Raw genomic sequence first — 12,351 nt, 5'->3', positions numbered from 1 at the left:
GGAAGGCTTTGCCCCATCTCCTTTTCTCCGAAACATGCTCAATAGAAAACCGGACTCCGGCGCCTAGCTAACCTTTAACTTTAAGCTTCTGTTTTAATCTACCATTAAAAATAACCTTTGGTGTATTATGTATACACCAAAGGTTATCGCCTCTTATCCATTGCACTTTTCATCATATCTTCTTAAAATATTCCACCGAGTCCTTTGCCGCCGATTACAGACTTTGCGGATTCAAACAGTTCCTTCTTTTCGTTCTCATCAATCTTTCCATCAGCGTGAGCTTGTTTAGCTTGTTCCATGACTTCTTTTGCCTGCCCCATATCAGCGTTGCTTAGCTTTTCTTTCAATGCATCAAATGTCTGGCTCATTTACAACATACCTCCTTGAAATTTATCTTCCCAGGTTGTATACCCTTTGTGCATTCAGTAAAACTGTATGGTTTTTCGCGAGGAACTTGAAAGACCCTCCATCATGAACATTTCAGTACGAAGTAAAACCATAAAAAAACCCTTGGCATGGGAATTGTCCTGCCAAGGGTTTTTATTGATTGCTTAACCGATTGAACCTTCCATTTCGAACTTGATGAGGCGGTTCATTTCTACCGCATATTCCATCGGAAGTTCTTTTGTGAATGGCTCGATAAAGCCCATTACAATCATTTCTGTCGCTTCTTGCTCGGAAACTCCGCGGCTCATCAAGTAGAACAATTGCTCCTCTGATACTTTCGAAACTTTCGCTTCATGCTCCAATGATACGTTATCGTTTAAGATTTCGTTGTATGGAATTGTATCAGATGTGGATTGGTTGTCCATGATCAATGTATCGCATTCGATGTTTGAACGAGCACCATCCGCTTTGCGTCCGAAACGGACGATTCCGCGATAAGAAACTTTCCCGCCTTGTTTCGAAATGGATTTCGAAACGATTGAGGAAGATGTGTTTGGCGCCAAGTGAATCATTTTAGCTCCGGCATCTTGGTGTTGGCCTTTCCCTGCAATTGCGATGGAAAGAGTCATACCGCGAGCGCCTTCGCCGCGAAGGTAAACCGCTGGGTATTTCATTGTCAGTTTTGAACCGATGTTGCCATCAATCCATTCCATTGTAGCGTTCGCGTCACAGAATGCGCGTTTCGTCACTAGGTTATAGACATTGTTTGCCCAGTTTTGGATTGTTGTGTAGCGGCAATAAGCATCTTTCTTCACAATAATTTCAACAACCGCTGAGTGAAGTGAATTTGTTGTGTAGACTGGAGCTGTACAGCCTTCTACGTAATGGACGCTTGCGCCTTCATCAACGATGATCATTGTACGTTCGAATTGCCCCATATTTTCCGAGTTGATGCGGAAATATGCTTGAAGCGGAGAATCCACTTTTATGCCTTTTGGCACGTAAATGAAAGATCCTCCTGACCATACAGCTGTATTAAGAGCAGCGAATTTGTTGTCGGCTGCAGGAATGACCGTCTGCCAGTATTCTCTAAACAAGTCTTCGTTTTCACGAAGTGCTGCGTCTGTGTCCTTGAAAACGATCCCCATGTCTTCAAGTTCCACTTTCATGTTATGGTAAACAACTTCGGACTCATACTGTGCAGAAACACCGGCCAAGTATTTTTGTTCCGCTTCTGGAATACCCAATTTATCAAAAGTAGCTTTGATTTCATCAGGCACTTCATCCCATGAAGTTTGGCTGGCTTCAGATGGTTTTACGTAATACGTAATTTCATCAAAGTTCAGCGCGCTCAAATCGCCGCCCCATTGTGGCATCGGCATAGAATAAAACAATTTTAATGCTTTCAAACGAGATTCAAGCATCCACTCTGGCTCGTTTTTGATATTCGAAATTTCTCTGACGATATCTTCAGTCAGTCCACGAGCCGATCGGAATACCGATACGTCTTTGTCGTGGAAACCATATTTATAATCACCGATTTCTGGCATTTGTTTTGCCATCGTCGTTCCTCCGTTCTTGTATTACGATTTGCCTTCGCTTTGCACGCCTTTTTCCATGGCTTTCCATGCAAGCGTTGCGCATTTGATCCGTGCCGGAAACTGAGAGACGCCTTGAAGGGCTTCAATATCCCCTAAATCAATTGTATCATCATACTCCTTGCCAAGCATCATATCAGAAAAGATATGGGAAAGCTGAAGCGCCGTATCGACGTCTTTCCCTTTGACCGCCTGCGTCATCATTGATGCCGAAGCCATAGAAATGGAACAGCCTTCCCCGTCGAATTTTGCATCTTTCACAATGCCTTCTTCTACTTGCAGCGTCAATTGGATCCGGTCTCCGCAAGTCGGGTTGTTCATTTCGATGTTTACGCTGTCGTTATCAAGGGTTCCCTTATTTCTCGGCGTTTTGTAGTGATCCATAATCACTTGGCGATAAAGCTGGTCTAAATTTTTAGAAGACATCGCTGAAATACTCCTTTGCTGAACGCAAGCCTTCTACAAGACGATCGATATCCGATTCGTCATTGTAAACGTAGAAGCTGGCGCGTGCTGTGGCTGTACACTGAAGCCATTTCATGAGCGGCTGTGCACAATGGTGTCCTGCACGGACAGCGATGCCGCTCATATCAAGAACCGTTGCCACGTCATGCGGATGAACATCATTCAAATTGAAAGTGACGATGCCTGCACGTTTTTGAGGATCTGTTGGACCGTAAATTGAAAGTCCGTCGATTTCACTCATCACGTCCATGGCATATGCCGCCATTTTATGCTCGTGCTTTTCGATTTCAGGCAATCCGATTTCGTTCAAAAAGTCGATTGCGGCACCCAATCCGACGGCTCCGGCAATAATCGGCGTTCCACCTTCGAATTTCCAAGGAAGTTCTTTCCAAGTGGAATCATATAGACCGACAAAGTCAATCATTTCTCCGCCGAATTCAACCGGTTCCATATTGTTCAATAAATCTTTTTTGCCGTATAAAACGCCAATTCCGGTAGGCCCACACATTTTGTGGCCAGAAAAAGCGAAGAAATCGCAATCCAGATCCTGCACATCTATTTTCAAGTGGGGAGCCGCTTGCGCCCCGTCCACCACCATGACCGCTCCATTTTCATGCGCAATCTGCGTCACTTCTTTGATGGGATTCATAGTGCCAAGGACGTTTGACACGTACATCATGGAAACGATTTTCGTCCGTTCCGTAACAGCCGCACGGACTTGCTCCAATGAAATCGTGCCATCTTCATTCAGCTCGATGTACTTGAGAATGGCACCGCGCTCTTTCGCCAATTGCTGCCATGGAATAATGTTCGAATGGTGCTCCATGTACGTAATGACGATTTCGTCCCCTTCTTCAACATTCGCCCGCCCATAGCTTTGTGCCACTAAGTTCAGTGCGGTTGTTGTTCCCCGAAGAAAAATGACTTCTTCGGTCGAAGTCGCGTTGATGAATTTCCGGACTTTTTCGCGTGCGCCTTCATACATGTCAGTTGCACGGTTCCCCAGAGTATGGACTCCACGGTGGACATTGGCATTATCGAATTCATAATAATGCTTTAATGCTTCAATAACTTGAACCGGCTTCTGAGATGTTGCTGCACTGTCCAAATAGACAAGTGGATGTCCATTCACTTCCTGGTCGAGTATGGGAAAATAACTTTTTATCTCTCGATTCATCATTAGCGGACTTTCCTTTCGATAACCTCCGTCAATTGCTTTTTAACGCCTTCTATTGGCAATACGTTAACAACCGGTGCCAAGAAACCGTGAATAACAAGACGTTCAGCCTCTTGTTTTGTAATCCCGCGGCTCATCAGATAGAACAATTGCAATGGATCTACACGCCCTACAGAAGCCGCATGGCCTGCTGTAACATCATCTTCGTCTATAAGCAGAATCGGGTTTGCATCTCCGCGAGCTTGCGGGCTCAACATCAAAACGCGCGATTCCTGTTCAGCGTTCGATTTTGTCGCACCATGCTCGATTTTGCCAATCCCATTGAAAATGGAAGAAGCGGAATCTTTCATGACACCGTGCTTAAGAATTTGGCCATCGGAATTTTTGCCCCAATGGACCACTTTTGTCGTGAAGTTCTGTTTTTGGGAACCTCTTCCCACAACTACTGTTTTAGTATCGCCAACCGAATTGTCGCCAATAAGGTGGGTTACGTTCTCAGAAATCGTGTCGCTGTCGTTCATCAATCCCAGTGCCCATTCAATGCGAGCATCGCGGGCAGCAATGCCTCGGCGATTTACGTAAGTCGTAAATCCTTCAGCCAGAACATCAACAGCGCCATATGTGATTTGCGCATTGTCTTCAGCGAACACTTCAGAAACGATGTTTGCTAAGCCTTTGGCATGCGGAACTGTAGAAAGGTAGTTTTCCACATAAGTCACTTTACTGCTCTTATCAGCCACGACCAATACGTGATTGAACAATGACGCTTCTTCGTTGTCATGGATGAACACAACTTGAATCGGTTCTTCAACTACAACATTTTTCGGAACATAAACAAATACTCCGCCGTTCAAAAGTGCTGCATGAAGCGCAGTCAGCTTGTGCTCTTCCGCTTTCACAGCTTCTTTCATGAAGTATTTCCCGACCAATTCGCTATGTTCGCGGATTGCTGTAAAAATATCAGTCAAAATGACTCCTTTTGCTTTCAAATCTTCAGAAAGAGAAAGATAAGCCGGAGTATTGTTGTGCTGGATGTATAGATTCTTCTGCTCCAAATCGACAATCGTCTTCACATCTTCTGGAAGTTCTTCTAAAGATGTGTAAGTTGAACTTTCTGTCGAATGAACCGGGAACTCAGTAAAATTCCAGTTTGTAATTTTCGTTTTATCAGGCTTTGGCAACGGCAATACCGCTGCAGCAGCCAATGCCTGCACGCGCAGCTCAGTGAACTCTTCCGGTTCTGATTTGAGAGCCGAGAAGGAGCGCACTTCCTGCTCGGTGATAGTCATGTTTGTTTCAACCGCCACGTTAGTCTCCCCTTCCAATTATGCTTCTGTCCCTACGGTCTCGTCTTCAATGCCAAGTTCCGCTTTGATCCAGTCGTAGCCTTCTGCTTCAAGTTTGTGAGAAAGTTCTTCTCCGCCGGACTTAACTACACGGCCTTGCATCATTACATGAACATAGTCAGGAGTGATGTAGTTCAACAAACGTTGATAGTGAGTAATGATCAGGCAGCCGAATTCTTCGCCTCTCATTTGGTTGACGCCTTCGGCAACAACTTTCAATGCATCGATGTCAAGGCCGGAGTCGATTTCATCCAGGATGGCAAACGATGGTTTGATCATCATCATTTGAAGAATTTCATTGCGTTTCTTTTCCCCGCCTGAGAAACCTTCGTTCAAATAGCGCTGGGCCATTTCCTCTTCCATATCCAAAACTTCCATTTTCTTATCCAATTCACGGATGAATTTCATCAAAGAAATTTCATCGCCTTCTTCGCGGCGCGCGTTCATAGCAGAGCGCATGAAGTCAGCATTCGTTACACCAGAAATCTCGCTTGGGTATTGCATGCCAAGGAAAAGTCCAGCGCGGGCGCGTTCATCAACTTCCATCTCAAGGACGTCTTCGCCGTCTAATGTAATGCTTCCAGAAGTTACTGTATATTTAGGATGCCCCATGATAGCAGAAGCTAGAGTAGATTTCCCTGTTCCGTTCGGCCCCATGATCGCATGGATTTCACCTGTTTTAATTGTTAAGTTTACACCTTTTAAAATCTCTTTTCCTTCGATTTCAACGTGCAAATCTTGGATAACCAAAGTTGACATGTAAATACCTCCATAAAGTTAATTTTGAATGGCAAACCATTCTTAATTAGTATCATTCTAATCTTAACCGAAAACCACATCAGTAGCAAATCATTAAACTGAATCCCCAAATGAGAATTAAACAATTTACAGCACTGAATTCCCATAGCATCTAAGCGTTTTCAAGGAGCATTTTACAGCTTTTTTTATTTTCAATAAAAGATTGCTAATTGAGAATACATATCATTGAAATCCTCTGGGCCTGTCACAAGCTCCAGGTCAGGTCCGCAGGCAAATAGAGCTGTTTCACCGAAGGCTTGCATCCCCTCTGAATACTGTTTACAGAAGAAATGCCAAATATAAAAGCAGCCGATGCGCTAGGCATCGGCTGCTTTTATAGACTGCGGTGAACTTGGTTATCCAAACGAGCTACCATTTGCTGGCTCTGCTGATATTCTTGCTCCCTTTTCTGTTCCACTTTCACTAGCAGGTCCGGGTTGTTTTCACATTCGTGTATTCCAAATCCGTGGGCATCTCGGAACGCATGCTCCATGTTTTCTGTCACCTTAAATTCTTGAGAACTGATAGTAACCATTCCTTTCGAATATCTAGTTATTATTGGATTACCCGATTTTTTACCACTTAAACAAAAATATACTTAAAGAATATTTTTTTGAGGATTTAGAGAGTAAACCCAAATAAAAAACCCGGCATCCCAGTGCCGGGTCTTCAAACATTAATTTGATACTTCGTTTAGAATGCTTGAAGGAGCCAATCCTTGCTCTTCAAGAAGTTTGTTCAGTGTTTCATCTGCTTGAACAAATTTTTCGTTTGCAGCTTCGAATGAAGCATCTTTTGAAACTTCATCCGCTTTCATAGAATAGGATTCTTTAATGGAAGCTAAAGCCCCTTCGATGTCCGCTTTATGATCAGCCAATGCTTCTGGAATTTCAATTCCTTCCGCTACTGTTCCTGCTTCAGCAGCCGCTGCAGCTGCAGCCTCTTTCATTTTTTCAAGCTCTTCGCCTTTTGGAAGCTCGCCTTTCGCTTGAGCAGTTTCGAAAGCGTTCAAATCAGCATCAACCGCGTTGATTTTTTGTGGAATCGACATGTAAAATCTCATCAGTTCCTGTTTTGCATTCGGTTCTTTCTCAGCAGTTTCTGTGCTTGTCGCCGTTGTTTCTTCTGCACTGTTTTCTTCGCTGCAAGCCCCTAAAAACAAGGCAGATGCAGCGCCGACCAATAGTAGTTTCTTCATGATAGTCCTCCTGAAATTTGAATTCTCAGTTATCGTATCATAGCCTGCGAAGAGCGTATAGAGCTGGCTAAATAGCCATAATATATCAAATCTTGGGAATCTTATAACTTCTCACCTTTTGTTATCAAGGACTTTCTCACCACGCGTGAAACGGTCGACGATCATAGCGAGCGCACCGTCTCCAGTCACATTAGTTGCAGTCCCGAAGCTATCTTGTGCCAAGTAAAGTGCAATCATCAGCGCTACCATTGTCTGGTCAAATCCAAGCATAGTCTCCAGCAAACCGATTGCAGCCATTACAGCACCTCCTGGCACTCCAGGAGCAGCTATCATCGTAACTCCAAGCACTAGAATGAATGGGAAGAAAGAGCCGAATGCCGGCGTGCCGCCAGTCAAGAGCAAAACACCGATGGCACAGGAAACCAATGTAATCGTGCTTCCGGATAAATGGATTGTAGCAAAAAGCGGCACTGTAAAGTCCGTCACGCGTTCATTGGCTCCGGTCTTGCGCGCTTGCCGCAATGTTACCGGGATAGTGGCAGCTGATGACTGGGTTCCAAGAGCAGTAAAATAAGCAGGCATCATCGTTTTCAATAGGAAAAGCGGGTTTTTCTTATTCAAGGAGCCAGCTGCCGTGTATTGAATTGCCAGCATTGTCCAATGGAGAATGATGATCATAACAAACACGATGGCGAACAAGGATAAAATTTTCGCTACGGCTCCGCCGTAAGCCATATTGGCAAATATACCGAAAATGTGGAAAGGCAATAGCGGAATAATGACACGGGATATCGTCTTTTCGATAATGGCCTGAAATTCATCAAAAAAGGAGATCATTGTTTTACTGCCACTGGCAGCCATTCCGATGCCAAGCAAAAATGCTAAGATCAACGCTGACATTACACCAAAGACCGGAGGAAGTTCGAGTGCAATAAAACTTGCCGCTAATGCTTCTTCCGGATCTTCAATTCCCCCTAAAGTTTTCCCGCCCATAAAATTCGGCAAAATAGTTGTTGCAGCGAAAAACGCCAAAATTCCAGCGGCAATTGTTGAAAGATAAGCAAAACTTGTAGCGAGGCCCAATAATTTTCCGGATCCCTTGCCAAGCTTAGCAATCCCTGGAGCAATAAAGCCAAGGATGATCAAAGGTACTATAAAATTAAGAAAGCTGCCAAAAATAGCTGTGAATGTAGCAAACAAGCGGACCATCCATTCGGGTGCAATCGACCCGATAACAATCCCTAAAACGATGGCTACAGCAATTCTAGGCAACAAACCAAACTTGATTTTCACAAAAAGTCCTCCCCACGTGCACAAATGATTTTTTAATATTATCCTAAATTAGCACAGAGGTCTTCAAATTGTAAGTACTTAACCTTTACACGGAATATTTCTATTATTTTAAACATAATAAAAAAGCACCCCGAGGGGTGCTAAAATATTATTCGGCCGGTACGATTGCCCCGCCCCACTCTTCAAGCATGAAATCTTTGATTTCCTGTGATTTCAAAACTTCAACCAATTTAGCGACGTTTTCATTTCCTTCATCTTCGGCCCGGACAGCAATGATGTTTGCGTAAGGGGAATCTGAACTTTCAAGGGCGATTGAATCTTCCAACGGGTTCAATCCTGCATCGATAGCATAGTTGGAGTTGATCAATACAGCATCACCTTCGCCTGATTCATACATTTGGACCAGCAGCGCAGCTTCGTAGTTCGCATCGAATTCAAGGTTTTTCGGGTTTTCTACAACATCGCTAACTTCTGCAGCAGTTTTTTCTACGGCTTCATCCAACTTGATCAAGCCTTCAGCTTCAAGCATTGACAAGATCCGGCCATGGTCAGCAACCGAGTTGCTCATCAAGATTGTAGCGCCTTCTGGCAATTCATCCAATGATGCATATTTTTTCGAGTAGATGCCGATCGGCTCGATGTGAATGCCGCCTGCGCTAACAAAATCATAGCCGAACTCTTTTTTCTGATCTTCTAAATACGGAATATGCTGGAAGTAGTTTGCATCGATTTCTCCACTTTCCAAATCTTGGTTCGGCAAAATGTAATCCTGGTAAGGTTCGATTTCCAATGTTACGCCTTGCTCTTCAAGAAGCGGTTTTGCCTGCTCCAGGATTTCCGCGTGCGGCACGTTGGAAGCACCGATTGTTAAAGTGCTTGACTCTTCAGCAGAGTCGCCAGATCCTGCGCCGCCTCCGCATCCCGCTAGTGTTAAAGCCGTTAATAATGTTCCTGCCAATAATTTTTTCATGTAAATCTTCTCCCTTTTCTATGGTGTTTTTTTATTGCAGTGAATAAGGTGAAACTATCGTTTGTCAGAACGGGTCGTGACAAAATCGCCGATAAACTGTATCGCAAAAACGATTACCAATATCAAAATGGTAGCCATCAATGTAACATCTTCACGGCTTCTTTGGAAACCGTCCAAAAAGGCCAGTGTCCCAAGGCCGCCTGCTCCGATAATCCCAGCCATGGCTGTATAGCCTACAAGTGCGATGGCGGTGACAGTGATCCCAGAGATCAAAGCCGGTTTGGATTCAGGCAATAGAACTTTACGGATAATGGTCCATGTTGTGGCCCCCATTGAACGAGCCGCCTCAATAACCCCTCTGTCAATTTCTTTCAGAGCAATCAGCACCATCCGGGCATAGAACGGAGCTGCACCGATTATAAGCGCAGGCAAAGCCGCATTGGGTCCGCGAATCGTTCCGATCAAAAACTTCGTGAAAGGAATCAATAAGATGATCAAGATGATAAAAGGAATGGAACGGAAGATATTGACAAATGCACCTGTCAACCAATTGACGATTTTGTTTGCCCAAAGTTGTCTTGGAGCTGTCAGAAATAAAACGATCCCCAGCACAAGACCGATAACAAAGGTGAAAAATGTCGACATGGCTGTCATATATAAAGTTTCAATTGTAGCTTCCCACATTTTTTCCCAATCTACGTTCGGAAATAAAGATTCAATCATTTGCCATCACCTCTGTCTGGATGTTTTCGTTGTTTAAAAATGCGATGGCATTCGCAATTTCTTCGTGTGTTCCTTTCAACTGCAGAATCAGCGTCCCATAAGCGCCTCGCTGTGTATGCGAGATGTTCCCTTGAACAATATTGACTTCCACCGGATTCGTACGGATCAGCTTCGTCAAAATCGGCTGCTCAGTTTGGTCGCCCACAAACACCAATTTCACCAAATCACCTGTCGGGTAAAGTTCACGCAAATGTTTGATCGTCTCATTCGAGTCTTCCGTCTCTGTCACTTGCGCTACGAACCGCTTGGTTATTTCTGCCTTCGGAGCTTGGAATACACTCAGTACATCACCAAGCTCAACTACTCTACCGCCTTCCATGACGGCAACCCGATGGCAGATTTTCCGGATAACATGCATTTCATGGGTTATCAGGACGATGGTCAATCCAAGCCGTTTGTTGATGTCCACCAACAAATCAAGGATTGCATCGGTCGTTTCCGGATCGAGTGCGGATGTCGCCTCGTCACACAACAGCACTTCCGGATCGTTGGCCAATGCCCGGGCAATACCGACGCGCTGCTTCTGGCCGCCGGACAGCTGGGAAGGATAGGCGTTTTCGCGGCCAGTCAAGCCGACCAATTCGATCAGTTCCATGACCCGTGCATCCCGCTTGTTTTTCGGCACTCCTGCAATTTCAAGAGGAAAAGCAATATTATCTTTCACTGTTCTGGACCAAAGCAGATTGAAGTGCTGGAAAATCATGCTGACTTTTTGCCGCGCTTTTCTAAGTTCCGCCCCTTTGATCGCTGTAATCATATGGTCATTGATTTGGACCGTACCGGATGTCGGCTTTTCCAGGCCATTCAACAAACGGATCAATGTACTTTTTCCTGCTCCACTATAGCCGATGATGCCGAAAATTTCACCAGGGGAAATCGATAAATCGACACCATCCACTGCCTTTAATGCGCCTTTTCCGGTGTCATACGTTTTTGTCACTTGTTTCAACTCAATCATTTGTAAACACTCCTACTTCAAAATAAATACCCTTCTGCGCAGAATTGAGCAGAAGGGTATTCGCATTTGTATACGGACACCGATCTCTCATCTCCCAAAGCATCGCTTTGCGTGAATTGGCACCATTTCATTTTCATGACGGTTGCCGGGCTTCATAGGGCACTTCCCTCCACCTCTCTTAATAAGAGTACGATATTGAATTTGTAATCAGAAATTCAATTTACCATGCATGGCGTTTTGCGTCAACACCTTTTAACTTTTCGTATATAAAAGGGACGGAATGGAAGGCATAAATCTTTTCCTTTACTAAACCGTCCTCTGTAAGGATTAAACATGGAACGCTTTCCACTTCGTACAGTTTGGCTATCTCCTGCACATAATTCAAGTTGGCTTTGCCGATATTCAAGTCCGGCAACAACTCTCGGACGATATCAAGCATCTTTGTCGTCACTTGGCATGTGCCGCACATCGGCGTGTACAAATAAAAAGCAGTCACCTGGCTTGTGTTTTTTTCTTTCAGCCATTCTTTATGAGTCCATTCTTTCATGTTCGATCATCCTTCGGCTAGTATCTGATTGACCCGGACATTTGCGCTGATGAGCACGTCTAGCAGAATCCGTATTGGTGTTGTTGCGACTTCCTTGTAGCTGCGATTGATATAAAAATGCCTCGCTTCGGGAAATTCACGCTTAACCAGTTTTCTCAATTGTTCCCCCGATTTGTCGGCATCCACAAGAACGATAATGTCCAAACCTTCATAAGGCAGCAGCAGTTCTTCCAGCCTTGATGCGCTGACAGTGCCATTGGTGCAAAGAATTGTGACAGGTTCGGCAATTAGAGGCGCAATCCTTGATTTATCGGTAAGCCCTTCGACAACAATCACTTTCTCCATAAGTCTACACCCCGCTAGTTATGATGAAAAAAAAGCGCCAAACAAGAGGCGCTTTTCGGGTCTTATTCATTAATCATTTTCTCATACTGCTCCGCTGTCATCAATTCATTGACCTCGGACTCGTCGATTGCTTCAACAACCACCATCCAAGCTTGCTCATATGGGGACTCATTGACGAACTCCGGGCTGTCATCCAGCTCGGTGTTGACTTCAACTACACGGCCGCTGATCGGCGCGTAAAGTTCAGAAACCGTTTTAACGGATTCCACGCTGCCAAAAGGCTGGTCTTTTTTCAATTCGTCGCCTACTTGCGGCAGTTCAACGAATACGATATCGCCAAGTTCAGCTTGCGCAAAGTGAGTGATGCCAATACGCGCAGTGCCGTCTTCAAGTTTTACCCATTCGTGTTCTTTTGAATAACGAAGCTCTTGTGGTGTGCTCATCCAGACCCCTCCAAAATATGTATTGTGCTCAATTTCAGTTTGA

15 protein-coding genes and 1 riboswitch are annotated in these 12,351 nt (G+C 44.5%); all 15 genes read right to left on the bottom strand.

All coding sequences use genetic code 11. The annotated features are described in order from the left end of the window. Nucleotides 1-182: 182 nt before the first annotated feature. A complete protein-coding gene (locus FQV30_RS16700) occupies nt 183-368 on the bottom strand; it encodes a hypothetical protein (RefSeq protein WP_146501265.1) in 186 nt (61 codons plus the stop codon). Between the two features lie 183 nt (nt 369-551). Continuing rightward, nucleotides 552-1,949, bottom strand: a complete 1,398-nt coding sequence (gene sufB, locus FQV30_RS16695) for a Fe-S cluster assembly protein SufB (RefSeq protein ID WP_146501264.1) — start codon at nt 1,947-1,949, stop codon at nt 552-554. A gap of 21 nt (nt 1,950-1,970) precedes the next feature. Then, on the bottom strand, nt 1,971-2,411 hold the full coding sequence (sufU, locus tag FQV30_RS16690) for a Fe-S cluster assembly sulfur transfer protein SufU (protein ID WP_146501263.1): 441 nt from the start codon (nt 2,409-2,411) through the stop codon (nt 1,971-1,973). Continuing rightward, entirely contained in the window at nt 2,401-3,630 is a 1,230-nt protein-coding gene (locus FQV30_RS16685) for a cysteine desulfurase (protein ID WP_146501262.1), read from the bottom strand. The genes sufU and FQV30_RS16685 overlap by 11 nt, the downstream gene beginning before the upstream one ends. Further along, on the bottom strand, nt 3,630-4,934 hold the full coding sequence (gene sufD / locus FQV30_RS16680; RefSeq protein ID WP_146501261.1) for a Fe-S cluster assembly protein SufD: 1,305 nt from the start codon (nt 4,932-4,934) through the stop codon (nt 3,630-3,632). The genes FQV30_RS16685 and sufD overlap by 1 nt, the downstream gene beginning before the upstream one ends. An 18-nt stretch (nt 4,935-4,952) precedes the next feature. Then, on the bottom strand, nt 4,953-5,738 hold the full coding sequence (sufC, locus tag FQV30_RS16675; RefSeq protein ID WP_304608867.1) for a Fe-S cluster assembly ATPase SufC: 786 nt from the start codon (nt 5,736-5,738) through the stop codon (nt 4,953-4,955). 367 nt (nt 5,739-6,105) lie between these two features. After that, nucleotides 6,106-6,264 carry a YuzK family famiily protein gene (locus FQV30_RS18050; RefSeq protein ID WP_186725692.1) on the bottom strand — a complete coding sequence of 53 codons (159 nt, stop codon included), beginning with the start codon at nt 6,262-6,264 and terminating at the stop codon, nt 6,106-6,108. A 183-nt stretch (nt 6,265-6,447) separates the two neighbouring features. Next, on the bottom strand, nt 6,448-6,969 hold the full coding sequence (locus FQV30_RS16670) for a hypothetical protein (RefSeq protein WP_146501259.1): 522 nt from the start codon (nt 6,967-6,969) through the stop codon (nt 6,448-6,450). 111 nt (nt 6,970-7,080) lie between these two features. Continuing rightward, entirely contained in the window at nt 7,081-8,262 is a 1,182-nt protein-coding gene (locus tag FQV30_RS16665; protein ID WP_146501258.1) for a dicarboxylate/amino acid:cation symporter, read from the bottom strand. A gap of 148 nt (nt 8,263-8,410) precedes the next feature. Further along, nucleotides 8,411-9,232: a MetQ/NlpA family ABC transporter substrate-binding protein gene (locus FQV30_RS16660; protein ID WP_146501257.1), complete on the bottom strand. Its 822-nt coding sequence runs from the start codon at nt 9,230-9,232 to the stop codon at nt 8,411-8,413. Between the two features lie 54 nt (nt 9,233-9,286). Then, nucleotides 9,287-9,955, bottom strand: a complete 669-nt coding sequence (locus FQV30_RS16655) for a methionine ABC transporter permease (RefSeq protein ID WP_146501256.1) — start codon at nt 9,953-9,955, stop codon at nt 9,287-9,289. Beyond that, nucleotides 9,948-10,973, bottom strand: coding sequence for a methionine ABC transporter ATP-binding protein (locus FQV30_RS16650; protein ID WP_146501255.1), 1,026 nt, complete (start codon nt 10,971-10,973; stop codon nt 9,948-9,950). Before FQV30_RS16650 ends, FQV30_RS16655 begins: the two co-directional genes overlap by 8 nt. Before the next feature lie 84 nt (nt 10,974-11,057). Further along, nucleotides 11,058-11,161, bottom strand: a riboswitch (SAM riboswitch). Between the two features lie 32 nt (nt 11,162-11,193). Continuing rightward, nucleotides 11,194-11,520 (bottom strand): thioredoxin family protein, encoded by a 327-nt coding sequence (locus FQV30_RS16645; RefSeq protein ID WP_146501254.1) that lies wholly within the window; start codon nt 11,518-11,520, stop codon nt 11,194-11,196. Between the two features lie 6 nt (nt 11,521-11,526). After that, nucleotides 11,527-11,865 (bottom strand): hypothetical protein, encoded by a 339-nt coding sequence (locus FQV30_RS16640; RefSeq protein WP_146501253.1) that lies wholly within the window; start codon nt 11,863-11,865, stop codon nt 11,527-11,529. 62 nt (nt 11,866-11,927) lie between these two features. Next, the gene (gene gcvH, locus FQV30_RS16635) at nt 11,928-12,308 is read right to left on the bottom strand and encodes a glycine cleavage system protein GcvH (protein WP_146501252.1); all 381 of its coding nucleotides are present in this window, start codon (nt 12,306-12,308) and stop codon (nt 11,928-11,930) included. Between the last annotated feature and the right edge of the window lie 43 nt (nt 12,309-12,351).

The organism is Planomicrobium sp. CPCC 101110 (genome assembly GCF_007859395.1).
Taxonomy (GTDB): Bacteria; Bacillota; Bacilli; order Bacillales_A; family Planococcaceae; genus Planococcus.
Note: the sequence above shows the minus strand (reverse complement) of the source record. Positions and strands in the feature narration are given on the sequence as shown.